This window comes from Saccharomonospora sp., from assembly GCF_027317685.1.
GTDB lineage: Bacteria > Actinomycetota > Actinomycetes > Mycobacteriales > Pseudonocardiaceae > Saccharomonospora.
Genome location: NZ_DAHVQP010000046.1, coordinates 25,992 through 44,332 on the forward strand (window position 1 = coordinate 25,992; position 18,341 = coordinate 44,332).

Sequence of the window (18,341 nt, forward strand, 5' to 3'; positions counted from 1 at the left end):
TCACACCTTGCGCCCGACTCCCGCCAAGCCACGAGACCGCGCGGGCTCACCGCTGTACGGGTCCTCGCCGCCGGGACGCCACTCCGGCAGCCACACCAAGCCCGGCTCCACCATCTCCAGTCCCTCGAAGAACGAGGCGATCTCCTCCCGCGATCGCGGCATGGCCGGGCTGTTGGTCTTCTTCGTGTAGGACTCCGTGAGTTTTTTCGACACTTCCATCGTCTCGGTGTCCGACGGGTCGACGTGGATGTGGGACAGCGCCAACAGGCTGCCCTTGGGCAGACGTTCGCGGTAGTAGGCGAGCACCCGTTCCGGGTGCGTTTCGGGCGGCATGAAATGCAGCAATGCCACCACGAGCAGCGCGATCGGTTCGCTTTCGTCGATCACCCCGGTTTCGAGGACCCTGTCCCACAGCAACGCGCCGTCGAAGTAGTCCGCGTCGATGGCCCTGTGCCGGTCGGGGTCCGCGGTTTTCTCCAGCAGGATCTCGGCGTGTGCCTGCGCGATCGGCTCGTTGTCGATGTAGACCACGCTGCACTCCCCGGGCGCCACCTCGTCGGCGACCTCGTGCACGTTGCCCTGCGTCGGCAGTCCCGAACCGATGTCCACGAACTGTCGAACTCCCTGGTCGACGGCGAACCGGACCGCACGCGCCAGAAAGGCCCTGTTCGACCGGGCGAAGTCACGGATGTCGGGCAGCAGGCGTAGCTGTTCCTCGGCGAACGCCTGGTCCACCGCGTAGTTGTGCACGCCACCGAGCAGGTAGTCGTACACCCGACCCACCGACACCTTGTTCACCGACTCCGCGAGCCGGTCGGCGTTGCTCGCCGACATGGAACACGCTCCCTTGCCATGATCGTCTTCGTTGTGCCGGTCAGTCTGCACTGTCCCAAATCACGTGTGTACACCGCACCGCTCATCGCAATGAAACCGGTAGCGAACAGCAGCGAAGGTACTGGTCTTCCGGGTCAGACAGTGGCACCGACCCGCAGGAACGTCCCTTCAGGTCCTACCGGTGAGACTCGTACACCTCGCCCGACGACCTCGGCACCCGATGCGAGGGACAAGACCCGGGCGCTCTCCTGGTCTCCCGGCCGGATCTGGCCGCAGATCCGCGTTCCGTCCTGTGCTCGGGCGATGAGGAATGCTTGGGACGGCGCGTCGTCGCGGCCGTACTCGACCGTCGCCGTTTCGACCACCACCTGTTCGGCGTCACCGTCGGCCGGTGTTCTGAGCACCGGCACACCGTCCCGTGTCTCAGTCGACACGGGGTCAGGGGTTCCCGCATAGCCACCGCCGCGCGGTGTCCTGCCGAGGAGAACGACGTGCTGATCGGTGAGATAACCACCGTTGGCATGCACGAGTCCCACTTCGGCTCCCGCCCGCAATCGCTCCACCACCGACACCACGCCGTGCAGGGTGTAGCTGCTCAACGGGCCACCGAACGAGGAGTGACCTCCGGTCACGGTCGGAACCACGTCCTCCGTGAGCCCCAGCGCCCGGATCACCAGCTTGGGCACGACGGGGAAACAGCTGTAGACATCGATGATGTCCAGCTGCGCCACGTCGACTCCGCATTGGTCCAGACACCGGTGCAAAGCCGATTCCAAGGCCGCGGAACGCGCGAAGTCGGGCCGGGCGAGCACGTCGGAGGAGTCACTCGCACCCGCGCCACCCCACACGTGCACGATCCGGTCCTCATCGATCCCATATTCCCGGGCGACCGCCAACGAGGTCACGAGCACCGCCACCGCCTGGTCGACATGTGGCATCGCGTTCATCGACAGCGGATAAGGCTCGCACACCATCCGGTTATCCGGGCCGACGGTGACGATGTCGTCGACGGTACGTGGTGTCGGCCTCCACGCGGCGGGATTGCGGGAGGCCACCTCGGAGAACGCCGCGTAGAGCCGAGCCGACCACGCGTCCGCCTCGCTCGGCCGTTGTCCCAGCGCATAGCGCAGTCGGTTCTCGAACAGCGGGTAGACCCTGGTCGGCATGATGAGCCCCGCGGCCTGCATGGCGGGGCTTCCCAAGTCGTCGGGGTCGAAGGCCGGCGGCCCGCCGGGCGCCGCGGTCCACCCTTGCTCTCCTGCCGGGTCCGTCCCGGACTTGATCAGCGCCGACACCGACGCCTGCGCTTCGGCACCCACGAGCAGCGCTGCGCGCGAAGTGCCGTCAGCGATCTCCGCCGCCGCGGCGTCGAGCACCGCCGCGGGCCAGTGCCCTCCCACGGTGGTAGTCGACACGCGACTCGGGGAAGCACCCAGCCGCCTGGCGAGCAAGGACGGAAGATCTCCATAGGCCCAACTGCTGGTCTTGACGGCCGTGATCGTGTCGACGGCGGTCAGCAACGCGTCGGCTCCTGCATCCTTCGCCGCGCGGCGAGCGGCCTCCTCGGCCAGATCCAGCGGCTCGCGGGCCGCCTCGCGTGTCCGTTCCGGATTGTTACGCAGTTGGCCGACACCGATGAGCACGGGTAGCTGTGACTCGTCCGGCATCGCGCACTCCATGGTGTCCCGAGATCGACCGGCTGAAGGGCGACGGTAACACGCACCGACACCGGCGGGTCGTGACCCACCTCACCGAGAAGCGACTGAAGGGACCGCCGTCCGCGAACGCGCTCGGGATCGGAGTTCGGCCACGACGGCAGCGAGCACCTCTTGGACATCCCCGATGACCGCGTAATCGGCTCGCGTGACCATCGGAGCCTCGGGGTCGGTGTTGATCGCCAAGATCGTCCGGGAATCCATGCAGCCCACCCAATGTTGGGTGGCACCGCTGATGCCGCATGCGATGTAGAGCTCGGGCGCGACCTTCGTCCCGGTCAGTCCCACCTGGTCCGAATGGGGGCGCCAACCGTTGTTGGTGGCCACTCTGGAGCACCCGACAGCCCCGCCCAACAGGTCGGCCAACTCCTCCAGCACCACATATCCCTCGGCTCCGCCCACTCCTCGGCCGCCGGATACAACGACCGGGGCGGTGGCCAACGTGGCCCCCTCGGCCGCGGCCGCTCGTTCGACGACTCGCGCGTCGACGTCGTCGGCTTCCACCTCGGCGGGGTGCTCATACACCGCGCATTCCGGAACCGGTTCCGTCGCGACCGTCTCCACTCCGCGGGACACGGTGAGCAACTTGATCGGCGCCGTCAAGCGCGCGTCCTCCAGGAGCACTCCCCCGGCACGTTCCCGGGTCGGTGTCCACGACGAGGACGACGAACCCGACCAGTCCTCCGCAGCAGCGCCGTCCACGGTGTCCACTACGTCCACACAGTTCGTCGCCAACGGAAGCCGGGCCCACGCGGCGGCATGTGTCAGGACCTCCGCCGCACGACCGTCGGCGGGTGCGACAACGGCGTCGGGAGACCACGACTCGAACCATCGGGCCAGCGTCGCCCCCAGCGTCTGCGGCGTCGAATCGGCCAGTCCGGGATGGCACAACACATGTAGTGTGCCGACGCCCAGCCTCGCGAGCTCCTCCGCCTGCTTTCGCAGAAGAGGACTTCCTTTTCCTTCCGCGGTGACCGTGACCGCCTCCACCGGCAGTCCCGTGCCCCGAGCGAAACCGACGACCTCCTCCGCCGGTTCCGGTCCGTCGATCAGAGTCAGCACGGTCATTCACATCACCCCGAGTCGTTCGAACACGTTCACCACGGCGGGAGCCGCATCGGCCCCGTGGCCCAGCACCACGGTCTCCTCGTCGTTCTCCTCCGGTTGGCGCAACCCCGCCGTTGCCAGCCCTCCCCGAGCGGGCTCCGCACCGATCGACCACACCGGCGCTTTCCGGGCCCGCAACCGGCCCGGCATGCTCGGGTACCTCGGCAAGTTCAACCCTTCCTTGACGGCCACGACGGCGGGCATCGGCACGCGGCACACCTCCACATCGCCGGCTACGTCTCGCCGCAACGACAGGTCCTTCGAGGACGCATCGACATCGACCCCCTTCACGGAACCCACCATCGGTAGGCCGAGTTCGGCGGCCACGCGAGGGCCGACCTGGCCGTGTTCGGCGTCGGCCGAGGCCACTCCGAACAGCAACAGATCGAACCGCTCCTCATCGTCGGCGACGAGCCGTTCGACGGCGCCGACGATGGCCTCCGCCGTGGCCTGCGGGTCGAGCTCCGTGGTACCGGTTTCGACGAGAGCGCCCCTGTCTGCGCCCATCGCCAGCGCATACCGCACCTGTTCCTCCGCCTCGGCGGGACCCACGGTCAGCACCGTGGCCCGACCGCCGTGCGCGGACACCAGTCCGACGGCCTCCTCGACCGCGCACTCCTCGTGCGGACCGATGGTGAATCCCAGGTGCCGGGTGTCGATCCCCGAACCGTCCGCGGTGACCGGAACCTTCGCGCCGAACGCCGGAACCCGCTTCACACACACGAGCACGTTCATGCCGCACCGCCCTTCATCCGGGTGTCGTCGGGATCGAACAACGGTGTGCGGCCGACCCGAGCGACCGTCACGGGATAGCGCTCCCCCATGTACTCCACGCGGAGAGCGGTGCCTTCCACAGCGTGCTCGGGCGGCAGGTACGTCATCAGCAGGTAAGTCCCCAGAGACGGCGCCGAGCCCGCGCTCGTCACGTGTGCGGGCCGCCCACGACGATCGACGATCCGTTCCCCGTCGGGGGTCAGGATCGGTTCTCCCCCCTGGGGATAGCGGGCCATGCCGGAGGAGTCCACATGATCGCTCGGCGCTCCCATGTCGAGCGTGCACAACACGGCCGCGGGCTCACCCGACCTGGCTTCGAGGTAGGGCTGCTTACCGATGAAGTCAGCCGATTTCACCTTCGGCAACGCCAGGCCCGCCTCCACGGGGTCGTGTTCGGCGTCGAGCTCGGCTCCCATCAGGCGGTAGCCCTTCTCCAGCCGTCCCGTGGTGCCGTATACGCCGATGCCGGCGGGCACGATTCCGTGGGGTTCGCCGGCCTCGGCGATCGTGTCCCACAACCGCAAACCGTGCTCGCACGGAGCGTGCAACTCCCACCCGAACTCGCCGACGTAGGAGATGCGCAGCGCCAGTACCGGCACGGTTCCCACGGTGATTTCCCTGGCCCGGCCGAACGGGAGAGCGGAATCGGAGACGTCGTCGTCGGTGGTCGCCGACAGGACGTCCACTGCCCGGGGCCCCCACAAGCCGAGTGTGCAGACGGCCGAGGTGACATCGGTGAGCACGACAGAACCGTCCTCCGGGAGATGCCGGGTGAACCAGAACTTGTCCCGTGCTCCATCGGCGGCACCCGTGATCACACGGAAATGCCGCTCACCGAGCCGCACGATGGTGAGGTCGCTGCGGAATTTCCCGTTCGGCGTCAGCACAGGGGTGTAGACGACCGCCCCGGTCGGGCGGTCCACCTGCGCGACCACCATCCTTTGCAGGTAGTCGAGAGCTCCGGGACCCGCGATGTCGAACTGGGCGAAGGCCGACAGGTCGATCATCGCCACTCGGTCCCGCATCGCCAGGTGCTCGGCGTCGCTGATCGGCGACCACCACCGCGCGTCCCACTCGTGCGGCCGGTCGGCGATCCGATCACCGAACTCGGTCAGCAGGTTCCGGTTGGATTCGTACCACTGTGGGCGTTCCCAGCCTCCGACTTCGAAGAACTCAGCGCCCAGTTCGGTCTCCCGTACATGAAACGGGGAAACCCGCTGGGGCCTTGCCGATGTCCACTGCTCTCGTGGATGCACGATCCCGTAGGTCTTGTTGAACCCTTCCGCCGCCCTCGCCCGTACGGCCCGTCGTGTGCGCTGGTGCGGATAGAACCGCGCGATGTCGATGCCGTGGAGATCGATCTCCGTGGTGCCCTGGGTCATCCACTCGGCCATCATCCGGCCGACACCGGGGCCTTCCTTGATCCAGACCGCTGCCGCCGACCACAGGCCCGCCACCTCGGGCGTCTCCCCTAGAACCGGCGCGCTGTCCGGAGTCATCGACAGCAGTCCGTTGATCGCATGCCGCACCCCGACCTTCGGGGTGTCGAGAACGGACCCGAACAGAGCGAGCGCGTCCTCCAGCTGTGGATCGAAGTCCTCCTGAGTGAACGGCAACTGCGTCGGTGACAACGCCGAGTCCGCGATCGAGGGGATCTCGTCGGGCTCGTGCAGGATCGGCCGATGCGCGTACGAACCGATCTCGAGATCCGCGCCGCTTTGCCGCTCGTACATCATCGCGTCCATGTCCCGCACGATCGGATAGGCGATCTCGGTGTTCGTGCCTTCCAACTCCGGGATCGGACCCACGTCGATCATTTGGTGAACGGCGGGAACGAGCGGGATACGTGCCCCCGCCATCTCGGCGATCCTCGGACTCCACACGCCGCACGCGATCACGACCGTGTCGGTGGCGATGTCGCCAGCATCGGTACTGACCCCACGCACTCGTCCGTCTGCCACGCAAATCCCGGTGATCTCGGTGTTCGCCCTCACCGTGAGCGCCCCGAGCTCACTCGCTCGCTCGCGCATCAACGCGCCAGCCTGGAGCGGATCGACCACAGCGGTCGAAGGAGTCCAGAACCCGGCGGAGATCCGTTCCGGATCGACGAAGGGCACAAGGTCCGCGACCCGACGCCCGTCGATGAGCTCGGCGTCGACCCCCCACGCACGGGCCGAGACCATCCTGCGCCTCAATTCCTCGACCCGCTCGGGCGCACGGGCGATCTCCACACCCCCGCAGGTGGTGAGCACGCCGAGCTTCTCGTACTGGCGCATGGAATCGACCGTCAGAGCCGTAATCGTCTTCGAGTGGTCCACGGGAAAGATGAAGTTCGAAGCATGGCCCGTGGAGCCACCCGGGTCCGGCAACGGTCCCTTGTCCAGCAACACGATACGGCGCCACCCCGCCTCGGCCAGGTGGTAACTCACCGAATTACCGACGATTCCCGCCCCGATGACGACGACGTCGGCCTCAGCCGGGAGCTCACTCATGGAGTCCTCCTTCTATTTCGCGGGGCACCCGGTCGAACTCCACGAGCACAAAACCAGCCTGCCTCGCGAAGTCCTCCGTGCTCCTGCGGGGACGTCTCACTTCCCTCATGCCAGCCCCACCACCTGACCCGCTTCGTCGATGTCGATGTGTTCGGCCGCCGGTTCCGAGGACAATCCCGGCATCGTGCGCATGTCACCGCAGATGGGGTAGACGAACCCCGCGCCCACCGAGGCACGCACCTCCCTCACCGGGAGGCGCCAATCCGTGGGCGCTCCTTTGCGGCTCGGATCGTCCGACAGTGACAGGTGTGTCTTGGCGATACACACCGGCAGGGAACCGAACCCGGCGCGGGTGTAGGTGTCGAGCTGCTTGCGCGCCGTGGGACTCAGGTCGATTCCGTCGGCGCCGTACATACGTCGGGCCACCACCTCGATCTTGTCGGCCAGGGGGAGGTCATCCGGGTAGAGATAGGTGAACGTGCTCGGTTCCTCGCACGCCGCTGCCACGGCTTCGGCCAGCTCGGCCGCTCCCTTACCGCCTTCGGCCACGTGCATGCTCACGGCCGCGCGCACGTCCTCCTCCGCCGCGATGTCGAGGATCGCCCGGTGCTCGCTGTCGAAGTCGCTTGTGAAAGCGTTGACCGCCACGACGGGAGTGACACCATGCGCCCGGATGTTGGCGAGCTGCTTGCGCAGGTTCTCGGCTCCCGCATACACGTCGCCCGGGTTCTCCAGCAGCATCTCCTCCGGCAGCGGTTTGCCCGCCACGACGCGGTAGCGACCGGAGTGGGCCTTCAAAGCGCGCACGGTGACCACCACGACGGCGGCGTCGGGTACCAGGCCGGAGGCCCGACACTTGATGTTGAAGAACCTCTCGGCCCCCATGTCGGCGCCGAAACCGGCCTCGGTGACGAGATAGTCACCGCAACGAGTTCCGATGAGATCGGCCAGCACGGAGGAATTGCCGTGGGCGATGTTCCCGAACGGGCCACAATGGACGAGAACGGGCACCTGTTCCACCGATTGCATGAGGTTCGGTTTGATCGCCTCACGCAGCTGCACGCACATCGCGCCTGCCCCACGCAGCTGCTCCGCCGTCACCGGCGCACCCGACCGGTCATAGCCCACCACGATGCGGCCGAGCCGCTTCCGGAGGTCCGCCAGCGATGTGGACAACGCCAGCACGGCCATGACCTCGCTTGCGGCGGTGATGTCGAACCCCGTCTCGCGTGGCACACCGTCCTGTTTGCTGCCGAGGCCTGTGATGATCCTCCGTAGGTCCCGGTCGTTGACGTCGAGCACTCTCCGCCACGTGATGGAGAACGGGTCGATATCCAGCTCGTTGCCTTTGTGCAGGTGATTGTCGAGCAACGCCGCAAGAAGGTTGTGCGCGCTGGTGACGGCATGGAGATCGCCGGTGAGGTGGAGGTTGACGGCCTCCATGGGCACCACCTGCGAGTAGCCGCCTCCGGCCGCGCCGCCCTTGATTCCGAACGTCGGCCCCATCGACGACTGGCGGACCGCGATGACGGCACGCTTGTCGAGATGGGCGAAGCCCTGTCCGAGTCCCACGGTGGTGGTGGTCTTGCCCTCGCCGAGAGGAGTCGGCGTGATCGACGAGACCACCACGTAACGCGCCCGTGGCCGATCGGCGAGCTCGTCGAGTGCGTCCAACGAGATCTTCGCGGCCGAATTGCCGTAGGGCTCGACCAGGTGTGAGCCGATGCCCATGTCGGCCGCCACATCGATCAGGGGTTTACGGAAGGCCTTACGCGAGATCTCCAAGTTCGTCGGCATCTGTTCCTCGCTCCTTACTCGACGTGACGTGCTGCCACCTCGGCCACCCACTCGGCGGTGGGGGTGAGCCGGTTGAACGTGTAGAAATGCAGCCCGGCGGGCGCGCAGCCGCCGTCGGCCACGTGCGCGTCGAGCTCGGCGAGAAAACGGCTGGGTCGATACCGTCTCGGTCCGGCCAAAGTCCTCACCATCGACCGGTTCTTCCGCAGAAACGCCAAGGAGTCCCCGACTCCGATCCGCGACCCGATCCGCAACAGCGTGGCTGGATCCACCGTGCCGGCGAGCCCGACCATGACCGGTAGGCGCACCCCGTGGTCGTGCATATCGCGGAGGAACCGGCACACCACGGTCGCGTCGAAACACAGCTGACTCACCGCGTAGTCGGCGTGTTCCCGTTTGGCGTCCAATGCCGTCCACAACCGCTCGTCCGGGATCTTCGGATGCCCCTCCGGGTAGCACGGGATGCCGACTCGTCGCGGCCTCCGCCCCGATTCCTCAATCTCCCGCAGCAGCGACAGGCCGTCGGCAAATGGTCCCGCCGGGGGGGTGACGTCCCCGGCGACGACGAACACCTCATCGATCTGCGCTCCCGCCAGCCGGTCGAGCAGGTCGCGCAAGTGGACGGTGTCCCGCACCTGACGGGCGGCCAAGTGCGGGACCGCGTACAGCCGCTGTGCGGCGAGCTTCTCGCAGAGTGCCACGGTGGCTTCGAGTCCGTACGACGCGGAGGCCGTCACGGTCACCGTCGTCTCCTCCGGCAGTCGAGCCGTCTGATCGAGCACATCGGTCAACGGCAGGACCTCGAACCGTGGGCTCTCCAACAGAGGACCCAGGGTGTCCAGCCGGGGTGACGACCGCGCTTTCCTGTGTCGGCAGAGCCTCATCGTGGCCCCCTCCCCGTGGCGCGTCAGCGCATCAGTGCTTCGGGGTCGCCTTGCTCGGGTCGACGAAAGGCTTCTCCACCACCGTCGCTCCCCGCCGTCCGGTGGGGGTATCCACGGTGACCTCCGTACCCACGGCGCTCAGCTCCACGGGCACCATCGCCAGTCCGATGTTGGCATCCAGGCGGGGTGAGTGGCAGGCGCTTGTCACGGTTCCCACCGGCTCGGCCCCACCGTTGAACACCGGGAACGCCTCGATCATCGAGCTGTCGTTGTAGCTGCCGAGGGGCGTGCCGTCGATGCGCAGCCCGACCATGATCCTGCTGACGCCCTCGGCCCTGGCCCTGCGCAATGCTTCCTTTCCGACGAAGTCGGCCTCCTGGTCGAGGTCGACCATCCAGTGATAGTCGTAGCCGACCTCCAGTGGGTTGGTGTCGAGCGTGATGTCGCAGCCGTAGGCCAACATGCCGGCCTCGATCCGGCGGATGTGGCAGGGGCCGATCGGCCGTAGCTCATGTGGGCGGCCCGCTTCCCACACGCGATCCCACAGTCGTTCGGCGTCTCGGGAGGCGTCGATGAGGTAGAGCTCGTAGCCGAGCTCGCCCGAGTAGCCGGTGCGGCTCACGACCACACGCATGTCGTCCAGTTCGTATTCCCGGAGCCGGTAGTACGGGATCTCCAACACGGATTCCCCGAACAGATCGGCCATGAGGTCCTTGGCCTTCGGCCCCTGGATCTGCAGCGGCGCCACGTCGGCCTCTCGGATCGTGACGTTCCAGTCACCCGCGTGGGCGAGCCCTCTCGCCCACAGACCGACATCGCTGTCCGCGAGGGAGAGCCAGAAGCGGTCGTGTTCCAGCCGCAGCAGAACGGGATCGTTGATGATTCCCCCGTCGGGCGCGGTGATGAACACGTACTTGCACTGTCCCACGTCGCATTTGGTCAGATCACGCGGGATCAGCATGTTGGTGAAATCGAACGCGTCGGGTCCGGTGATCTCCAACTGGCGTTCGACGCCCACGTCCCACACGGTGACGTCTTCCAGCAGCGCCCAGTACTCGCCGATGGGATCACCATAGTGCCGAGGGTGATAGGTGTGGTTGTAGACGCTGTAGCACGCGGCACCGTGCGCGCGGGATTTCCAGAAGTACGGCGACTTACGCAGTCGCGGGTAGAGCAGGATCGACGGCTCCGGCACCACGGTGGCCAGCGGAGTGGGGGTCTGCTGGGTTTCGTGGGCGAAAGATGGGTGGATGACCTCGGCCATGGGGCACCTCGATTCACGCCCGGGACGGTCATGGTCGCTTCCGAACGCGAAGACCACGCTCGGTTCATGTTGTTGCTTATTGCGCAACTAGTTGCGATATATACAACTCCAGTGTGAGGCGCGTCGCGATTTCCCGTCAAGCTCGCGCCGAGTCCTCACTCGCTCGAGCCAATACCCGCGTGTCACCGCGGCACACCCGTCAAGCGAGCACGAGCCATGCCAGCGGCAGCACAGCGAGCACCATCCACATCCCGGCCAACACGGCAATCGCGTATTTCGGCGCAGGACACTCGCCCGCCAGCACGACCCGGCTCGAATCGCGAGGATGCCGGTACACGGTGACCTGAGCGCCCTCCGAGTACTTGGCCCATATCCGTCCGCACCTACTGGCGGCACGGTGTTCCGTCCCGTCGAGGTCGGTCCAACTCACCACCGCGTGGCGCAAGGGCATTCCTTTTCCGCTTCTTGCGCCCGAGTCCACCACGGTCTTTCCGTTCCCCGCGACGAAGGTGATCCGGTCGGACACCGTCATGCCCTCTCCGGTGACCTCGCCCAGCGCCTCGGCACCCTCCCGCCGCAATCGACGCAACGAACCCCAGCTTCTCACCGCGAGCGTCAGGAAGAAGCCTCCCACCACACACAAGAACAAACCCAGCACAGCGTGTGTCGCCATGCGCACTGTGACGGGTCGGGGCGAAGGCGGGTTCCAGCGTGTCGCACCCTGTGGGCCGCCATCACCGGATCGGACGCGGCCACAGCGGCCCACAGGGCGACACGAGTCGTCAGAACATCAGAACGGATAACGCTCGATCGACGACTGCATCGTGATCCACTGGGTCTCGGTGAACGACTCCAGGTTGGCCCGGGTGCCACCGAAACGCCCGCCCACGCCGGACGCCTTCGTGCCACCGAACGGGATCGTCGCCTCGTCGTCGACCGTCTGGTCGTTGATGTGGACCATGCCCGACTCGATACGGCCGGCGAGTTCGAACGCCCTGAACGCGTCGGAGGTCAGGATGCCGACACTCAAACCGAACTCGCTGTCGTTGATGATCTCGATGGCCTCGTCCACGCTGTCGTAGGTGACGACGGGGGCCACGGGGCCGAAGATTTCCTGCCGGAAAGCCGGGCTGTCGACGGGCACGTTCGCCAACACCGTCGGCCGGTAGAACAGGCCGTCGTATTTCCCACCCGCCAGCAACGTCGCCCCCGCGGACACCGTGTCGGTCACGATGCGGTGGATCTGTTCCCGCTGCCGCTCGTCGATGACAGGGCCGAGCACGTTGCTCTCGTCCGTGGGGTCTCCGACGGTGACTGCCTCGGCCTTCGCCGCGAGCAGCGCCGTGAACTCGTCCGCGAGCGAGGCGTGGACGAGGTGCCGTCCCGCCGTCATGCAGATCTGCCCCTGGTGCAGGAACGAACCCCACGCCGCGGCCGACGCGGCGGCCTCGACATCGGCATCCGGCAACACGAGCAGCGCGTTGTTGCCGCCCAATTCCAAATGCACGCGCTTGAGCAACGGCGCGGCGGCCTCCCCGATCTTGCGCCCCGCGGGGGTGGAACCGGTGAACGAGATGCACGGTACGTCGGGATGAGCCACCAACGCCTGTCCGACCTCGGCCCCACCTGGCAGTACTGTGAGCAGCCCGTCGGGCAGTCCCGCCTCGGTGAGCAACTCGGCGAGAGCGAGACCACCCGAGATCGGCGTACGGGGGTCGGGCTTCAACACCACGGCGTTGCCCACCGCCAATGCGGGCGCGACCGAACGCATCGACAGGATGCCGGGGAAGTTGAATGGCGAGATCACTCCCACCACCCCGATCGGCACCCGACGGGCAAGCGACAGTCGTGGCTTGGTGGACTGCAACAGCTCACCGTAGGGCTGGGAGGTCAAAGCCGCGCACTCGTCGAGCTCCGAGACCACCAGCCCGACCTCGAACGACGCTTTACCCCGCGCCGAACCCGACTCGGGGACAAGCCACCGGAGCAGCCGGTCGGGGTCGGCCTCCAGCAGACGCGCGGCCCGACGCAGCACCGCGGCACGCTGGTCGTACGTAGCGGCGGCCCACTCGCGCTGAGCCTGCTTCGCCCTGGCGACAGCGCGGTCGACATCGGCGGAGGACGCCTCATCGACCTCGGCGAGGACGTTGCCCGTGGCGGGCTCGGTCACCGTCAAGGTGCCGCCCGTGGCCGCCGGGGAAGACCACCGCGCAGGACCACCGGGAACGCCCGTGTCCGAACCGGCTGTACTGAGTGTCACCTGAATCCTCCTCGATACAGGACTGTGTTCACCCGCTCACCCAAGGAAGCGGGAAGCTCACGATGACGGATACGCGCACCGTGTTCTCCGGTGGGATCAGTCAGTGACTCAAAGAAATCAGCAAGTCACTTATGGCGTCGACATGTCGAGATGTTGCTCACCCCGCCCCCGCACTCCTGCCGGTGTCCGTCTCGATGCGTCACCATGGGATCCCCCGGCGAGACGAAAGGCTGCCCGTGACCGACCCGACCCAGACGCCCTCCACGACCCCGTCCTTCACCACCGCCGACCTCGTCGACGAATACGGCGATCGGCTACGGGTGTGCGACACCCAGTTCCAGCAGTTCGGCGGGCACCGGGTGTTCTCCGGACGGGTCCGCACGATTTCGTGCCACGAGGACAACGGGCTGGTACGTGAACTCCTGCGCACCCCGGGCGACGGCTGCGTACTGGTCGTCGACGGTGGAGGTTCCGTGCACACCGCGCTCACCGGCGACCTCATCGCCACCTCCGCGGTCGAGAACGGCTGGGCGGGACTGGTGATTCACGGCGCCGTACGGGACAGTGCGGCTCTCGCCGAACTCCCACTCGGCGTCAAGGCTTTGGGAACCAACCCGCGCAAGAGCTCCAAAGCGGGACGAGGTGCTGTCGATGTGCCCGTGGGCTTCGGCAGTGTCACGTTCATCCCGGGAGACCACCTCTACGCCGATGACGACGGCGTGGTCCTGCTGCCCGCCAAGTAAGGAGCGGGCAACCGGGTCGAGGACGGCCACGCGTTCCTCGATCAAGTGCACAAGCGGGAGACGAGGTCGACCCAGCCCGCTTCCAATCGCGCCAACCCCAGCTCGCGTTGCCGCAACAAGTGGTGCGTCAGCGCCGTGTCGAGATACCCCAAAAGCGCATGGCTCAGTAGATCGGCGTCGGCACGGGGATCGAGGGAACGCACCAGCATGGCGACGTGCGTGCGCCGCACCTGGTAGGCCGGGACGAGAAATCGTCTCTGCGCGTCCAACGCGGCGGCCAGGTAGAGGTCGTGGTACTCCTGTTCGTGCTGGAGCACGGCCGCGCCGAACGCCCTTAGCCTGGCACCCGGGTCGGCACCCGGGCCGAGCGGCGGCGGTCCGCTGAGGAACCTGGCCTGTAACTGATGTTCAGCGCGATCCAGCAGGGCCATCAACAGGCCTGTGCGGTCGCCGAAGTGGCGAAAGATCGTGCCTTTACCCACTGATGCCTCGGCCGCGACCGCGTCCATCGTGAGGTTGGTCGCGCCGTGCCGGGCCGCGAGGCGAGTCGCCGCGTCGAGCACGCGAGCACGGTTGCGGACGGCATCGGCGCGCTGACCTCCGTGTTCGTGACGGTTCACAAGCCCGAGAAAGACTTCACCTCGGCCACGACCGGCCTGCGGTGACGAGGACGGAGCGCACACATGCGGCAGGGTAACCCGCACCACGTCCCGTTGACCAACATTGTGCGCCCTTGTTACACACAAAAACGGACTATGGTCCGTTTCTGTTCTCGCAGTGCGGGCCGCCGAAACACCAGCCTGTGGGAGAGAAAGTCATGACAGTCCGTGTCCTCACACTCGTCGGCAGCCTCAGAGCGGGGTCACACAACCGGCAACTCGCCGAAGCGGCCGTCGAACACGCTCCCGACGGCGTACACGTCGAGATCTACGACGACCTCGCCGATCTGCCGTTCTACAACGAAGACATCGACACCACGGACACCGTCCCCTCGGCCGCGACCCACCTGCGCGAAGCCGTCACCGCGGCCGACGCCGTGCTCCTGTGCTCGCCCGAGTACAACGGCACCATTCCCGCGGTGTTGAAGAACGCCATCGACTGGCTCTCCCGCCCGTTCGGCACGGGCGCGCTGCAGAACAAGCCCACGGCCGTGGTGGGCACCGCGTTCGGACAATACGGCGGAGTGTGGGCGCAGGACGAAGCCCGCAAGGCCGCGGGCATCGCGGGCGCGAAGGTCCTCGACTCGGCCACACTGTCGATCCCTGGTTCGGGCACCCGCTTCGCCGAGACCCACCCGCGAAACGACACCGAAGTGATCGAAGGTCTGCGCAAGGTGCTCGACGAACTCACCGCTCACGCGACGGCTGTCTGACGGCGAGCAACCGTTCCTCGGCGTCCGGCCCCGGCCGGACACGAGGAACCCGCCGACCGAGCAGCACTCCGAACGCACCCCACAACCCGACCACGATCCACTCCGGCGTCGTGAGCCCGCTGGGCATTCCCGGCAGGAACAGCACCGCAAGCCCGAGTCCGAACGCGACGGCGAGACAGCCCACCACACGCCCCGCGGGAACCCGGAACGGTCGATCCAGCTCGGGCTCGTTTCGCCGCAGAGCCAAAAACGTCAGGGCCACCATCGTGTACGCCACGATGATGGCCAACCCGCCCGCGTCGACCATCCACGTCAGAAGCTCACTGCCGAAGAACGGTGCGATCACGGAGAACGCGCCGACGAACAGGATCGCGTTTCCTGGCGTACGGAAGCGCGGATGCACCCTGCCGAACCAGGCGGGCATCATGCCCGACTGCGCCATCGCGTAGAGCAGCCTGCTCACCCCAATGACGAAACCGTTCCAGCTCGTCAGAATTCCAGCGATGCCGCCGAGCACGAGCACATTCCCCATCACCGAGCTGTCCCACAACGCGGCCATGCCATCGGCGGCCGCGAGACCGGAAACACCGAGGTCGTCGGCCGGCATGGCCGACCCGACGGTGAGCATGACCAGGATGTACCAAGCCGCCGCACAACCGACCGAAAGCACGAGAATGACGCCGACCTGACGGAACGGCACCTTGATCTCCTCGGCGGTCTGTGGGATCACGTCGAAGCCCACGAACAGAAACGGCACCGCCATGAGCACCCCGATGGTCCCACCGAGACCCGAACCGAACGCGGGCCGCAGATGTTCGGTGGTACCACCGATGAACGCACCCGCGAGCAGCGTGGCTCCGACCGCGCACAGAAACAACACCGCGATGGTCTGGAACATCGCCGCCGGACGCACGCCGACATAGTTCAGCGCCGTCATCACCACCGCTGCCAGCACACCGACGAGCACCCACATGCCGTAGACGTCGGAACCCGCCACCGACCACAGGCGTGCGCTCTCCAGCCCCGGGACCAGATACGACAGACTCTCCGGCAGTGCGACGGCCTCGAAGGCCACCACCGTGATGTATCCGAGGACGAGCAACCACGACGTGGCGAACGCGGGCCGTGCCCCCATACCGCGCAGGACGTAGTTGTGCTCACCGCCCGCCTTCGGTATGACCGATACCAGTTCTGCGTAGGTGAGCCCGATGAGGGACACCACCACACCCCCGACCGCGAACGCCGACGCGGCTCCCAGCGCCCCGGCATCCCGCAGGAAATCGCCGGTCAGCACGATCCAGCCGAAGCCGATCATCGCCCCGAACGCGACCACAAGCACGTCCCACCGACCGAGTACGCGGACCAGCGCGGTGTTCTCGTCGCTCACCTTGCCTCCCGTCCCCGGAGATCGCCTCCATGTCGCGGAGTGCCAGACAGAGTCCCAGAGAGTCCCAGACAGCGTCGAGTCACGGCAACCGCCGATCGCGGTCCCACCGGGTGGCTCCGTGATTTGCGGATCTCGCTACGTAACTCGCGGACACGACTACACAGCCTGCGGACACGACTGCGTAAGCTGAGGTCGCGTGCAAACACGTCCTCCCGGGAGGGTTCCTCGTGCGGCCCATACGACCTCGACAGGATGTTCGCGCACACACGGTCATCGGCGCCGGCCTCCTCGCGGGCGGCGCGAACGTCATCATGCAGCTGGCGTTACCCGCTGTCGGTTACGGTGTCGTGGAAAGCCGGGTGGACGACGGCAACATCTACAGAAATCCGGCGAAACGCACCCGCACCACCCTGACCTATCTGGCCGTGGCCATGCTCGGCACGGACGACGAGCGTAAGGCTTTCCGCCGCGCGGTGAACCGGCAACATGCCCAGGCGCGCTCCACCGCGACAAGCCCGGTGCGTTACCACGCTATGGACCCCGAACTGCAGCTGTGGGTCGCCGCCTGTCTGTACCGGGGTGTCGAGGACGTCCGCCGCGTCTTCGTCGGTGAGGTCGACGCCGACACAGCCGATCGGATCTACGCGCAGTCGGCGGCGCTGGGCACCACACTGCAAGTGCGGCCGAACATGTGGCCCTCGGACCGAGCCGAGTTCGAACGGTACTGGCAGAGGTCGCTGAAGCACATCTCCATCGACGACACCGTCCGGGAATACCTGTACGGAGTCGCCACCCTGCGCATGTTCCCCCGCCCCGTGAGGATCCTTTTCGGAAGATTGAACAAGTTCATCACCACGGGTTTTCTGCCTCCACCGTTTCGGGAGCAGATGCGACTTTCCTGGTCGGACCGGCACCAACGCCGCTTCGACCGGATGATGTCGGTACTGGCGGCGGTGGTGCTGCGTCTGCCCAAGCTGCTGCGGGAATTCCCCTACAACGCCCTTCTGTGGGACCTGCGGCGTCGACTACGCACCGGCAAGCCCCTGGTGTGAGCGCTGTTCGCGGCTCACCGACGCGGCGAGACCACCATGGCACCGGGCGAGACGAAGACCGCGGCCGTGGCTCGGAGCGCAGGCGGCTATGTCGGCGGAAGTGCCGACGGGAGTGTGACCTGGAATGCCTCACCTCGCACCTCGCCGTCGTAGCCGCCTTCGGGTTCCGGCAGACCGAACAGAGCGCCCACGGTGGGTGCCACATCGACCGTGGTCGCGGCGGCGGAGGAGGTGTGCCCCGTCCGTACGACCGGGTGGCCTCCCGACACGAAGAACGGGATCGGCTCGGTGGCCGGGTGTCCGTGGTTACCAGGGATCGGGTTCGACCACAGTTCCGGGTCGGTGAACCGCCACCCCGCTCGGCAGTACACGACGAGGTCACCCGCACGCGGGCCGAGTCGCAGCTCGTCGGGCGAGTGCACCGACAGCACACCGTCGACTCCCGGGACGAGCTCGCGCATCCGGTCGACGGCGTCCGCGCGTTCGCTGTCGGCACCGGTGAAGGTCAACAGGTCGGCCCCGCCGTTCTGCGCGATCGCCACCCGTCCCGCCAGGAACGGGTCGGCTTCCAGCACCGGCGTCAACGAGATCACGCGGTGGGTCATCGACCAGTCCATCGAATGGTCGGCGAGGACGAGCAGCACGCTCGTGTCCCACCGG

The 18,341-nt window shown here is 66.9% G+C and carries 16 protein-coding genes; 3 read left to right on the top strand and 13 right to left on the bottom strand.

Going from position 1 to position 18,341, the window contains the following annotated elements:
- The 10 genes from M7H19_RS06155 to M7H19_RS06200 all read right to left on the bottom strand — a co-directional run bounded on the left by M7H19_RS06155 (window position 1) and on the right by M7H19_RS06200 (window position 13,127).
- Complete coding sequence (locus tag M7H19_RS06155; RefSeq protein WP_298178085.1) at window positions 1–834, bottom strand: SAM-dependent methyltransferase; 834 nt, start codon at window positions 832–834, stop codon at window positions 1–3.
- A 134-nt stretch (window positions 835–968) separates the two neighbouring features.
- Window positions 969–2,501 carry an acetyl-CoA acetyltransferase gene (locus tag M7H19_RS06160; RefSeq protein WP_298178087.1) on the bottom strand — a complete coding sequence of 511 codons (1,533 nt, stop codon included), beginning with the start codon at window positions 2,499–2,501 and terminating at the stop codon, window positions 969–971.
- A gap of 81 nt (window positions 2,502–2,582) precedes the next feature.
- Window positions 2,583–3,617 carry an electron transfer flavoprotein subunit alpha/FixB family protein gene (locus M7H19_RS06165; RefSeq protein WP_298178090.1) on the bottom strand — a complete coding sequence of 345 codons (1,035 nt, stop codon included), beginning with the start codon at window positions 3,615–3,617 and terminating at the stop codon, window positions 2,583–2,585.
- Window positions 3,618–4,391, bottom strand: coding sequence for an electron transfer flavoprotein subunit beta/FixA family protein (locus tag M7H19_RS06170; RefSeq protein ID WP_298178092.1), 774 nt, complete (start codon window positions 4,389–4,391; stop codon window positions 3,618–3,620).
- Window positions 4,388–6,922 carry an FAD-dependent oxidoreductase gene (locus M7H19_RS06175; RefSeq protein WP_298178094.1) on the bottom strand — a complete coding sequence of 845 codons (2,535 nt, stop codon included), beginning with the start codon at window positions 6,920–6,922 and terminating at the stop codon, window positions 4,388–4,390. Before M7H19_RS06175 ends, M7H19_RS06170 begins: the two co-directional genes overlap by 4 nt.
- A 105-nt stretch (window positions 6,923–7,027) precedes the next feature.
- A complete protein-coding gene (locus M7H19_RS06180) occupies window positions 7,028–8,719 on the bottom strand; it encodes a formate--tetrahydrofolate ligase (RefSeq protein ID WP_298178096.1) in 1,692 nt (563 codons plus the stop codon).
- A gap of 14 nt (window positions 8,720–8,733) precedes the next feature.
- Window positions 8,734–9,540 (bottom strand): methylenetetrahydrofolate reductase, encoded by an 807-nt coding sequence (locus M7H19_RS06185; protein ID WP_298178098.1) that lies wholly within the window; start codon window positions 9,538–9,540, stop codon window positions 8,734–8,736.
- Window positions 9,541–9,634: 94 nt separating this feature from the next.
- On the bottom strand, window positions 9,635–10,867 hold the full coding sequence (locus tag M7H19_RS06190; RefSeq protein ID WP_298178100.1) for a glycine cleavage T C-terminal barrel domain-containing protein: 1,233 nt from the start codon (window positions 10,865–10,867) through the stop codon (window positions 9,635–9,637).
- Between the two features lie 199 nt (window positions 10,868–11,066).
- Window positions 11,067–11,540 carry a DUF3592 domain-containing protein gene (locus tag M7H19_RS06195; protein WP_298178102.1) on the bottom strand — a complete coding sequence of 158 codons (474 nt, stop codon included), beginning with the start codon at window positions 11,538–11,540 and terminating at the stop codon, window positions 11,067–11,069.
- 117 nt (window positions 11,541–11,657) lie between these two features.
- A complete protein-coding gene (locus tag M7H19_RS06200; RefSeq protein WP_298178104.1) occupies window positions 11,658–13,127 on the bottom strand; it encodes an aldehyde dehydrogenase family protein in 1,470 nt (489 codons plus the stop codon).
- 236 nt (window positions 13,128–13,363) lie between these two features.
- Between M7H19_RS06200 and rraA the strand changes: the two genes are divergently transcribed.
- Window positions 13,364–13,870 (top strand): ribonuclease E activity regulator RraA, encoded by a 507-nt coding sequence (gene rraA, locus M7H19_RS06205; protein WP_298178106.1) that lies wholly within the window; start codon window positions 13,364–13,366, stop codon window positions 13,868–13,870.
- 41 nt (window positions 13,871–13,911) lie between these two features.
- On the opposite strand, the gene M7H19_RS06210 is transcribed toward rraA, so the two are convergent.
- Window positions 13,912–14,490 (bottom strand): TetR/AcrR family transcriptional regulator, encoded by a 579-nt coding sequence (locus M7H19_RS06210; protein ID WP_298178108.1) that lies wholly within the window; start codon window positions 14,488–14,490, stop codon window positions 13,912–13,914.
- Between the two features lie 197 nt (window positions 14,491–14,687).
- On the opposite strand from M7H19_RS06210, the gene M7H19_RS06215 reads away from it, so the two are divergent.
- Complete coding sequence (locus tag M7H19_RS06215; protein WP_298178111.1) at window positions 14,688–15,242, top strand: NAD(P)H-dependent oxidoreductase; 555 nt, start codon at window positions 14,688–14,690, stop codon at window positions 15,240–15,242.
- Here the strand turns inward: M7H19_RS06215 and M7H19_RS06220 are convergent.
- The gene (locus M7H19_RS06220; RefSeq protein ID WP_298178113.1) at window positions 15,217–16,629 is read right to left on the bottom strand and encodes an APC family permease; all 1,413 of its coding nucleotides are present in this window, start codon (window positions 16,627–16,629) and stop codon (window positions 15,217–15,219) included. The genes M7H19_RS06215 and M7H19_RS06220 overlap by 26 nt on opposite strands.
- 227 nt (window positions 16,630–16,856) lie before the next feature.
- Here M7H19_RS06220 and M7H19_RS06225 point away from each other — a divergent pair, with 227 nt between their 5' ends.
- Window positions 16,857–17,681: an oxygenase MpaB family protein gene (locus tag M7H19_RS06225; protein ID WP_298178115.1), complete on the top strand. Its 825-nt coding sequence runs from the start codon at window positions 16,857–16,859 to the stop codon at window positions 17,679–17,681.
- Between the two features lie 86 nt (window positions 17,682–17,767).
- Here the strand turns inward: M7H19_RS06225 and M7H19_RS06230 are convergent.
- On the bottom strand, window positions 17,768–18,341 hold a 574-nt coding region (locus M7H19_RS06230), incomplete at its 5' end, for an alkaline phosphatase family protein (protein ID WP_298178117.1).

Coding starts and splice junctions, on each gene's coding strand:
- M7H19_RS06155 (WP_298178085.1), bottom strand. CDS start 834: ATGTCGGCGAGCAACGCCGACCGGCTCGCGGAGTCGGTGAACAAGGTG.
- M7H19_RS06160 (WP_298178087.1), bottom strand. CDS start 2,501: ATGCCGGACGAGTCACAGCTACCCGTGCTCATCGGTGTCGGCCAACTG.
- M7H19_RS06165 (WP_298178090.1), bottom strand. CDS start 3,617: ATGACCGTGCTGACTCTGATCGACGGACCGGAACCGGCGGAGGAGGTC.
- M7H19_RS06170 (WP_298178092.1), bottom strand. CDS start 4,391: ATGAACGTGCTCGTGTGTGTGAAGCGGGTTCCGGCGTTCGGCGCGAAG.
- M7H19_RS06175 (WP_298178094.1), bottom strand. CDS start 6,922: ATGAGTGAGCTCCCGGCTGAGGCCGACGTCGTCGTCATCGGGGCGGGA.
- M7H19_RS06180 (WP_298178096.1), bottom strand. CDS start 8,719: ATGCCGACGAACTTGGAGATCTCGCGTAAGGCCTTCCGTAAACCCCTG.
- M7H19_RS06190 (WP_298178100.1), bottom strand. CDS start 10,867: ATGGCCGAGGTCATCCACCCATCTTTCGCCCACGAAACCCAGCAGACC.
- M7H19_RS06195 (WP_298178102.1), bottom strand. CDS start 11,540: ATGGCGACACACGCTGTGCTGGGTTTGTTCTTGTGTGTGGTGGGAGGC.
- M7H19_RS06215 (WP_298178111.1), top strand. CDS start 14,688: ATGACAGTCCGTGTCCTCACACTCGTCGGCAGCCTCAGAGCGGGGTCA.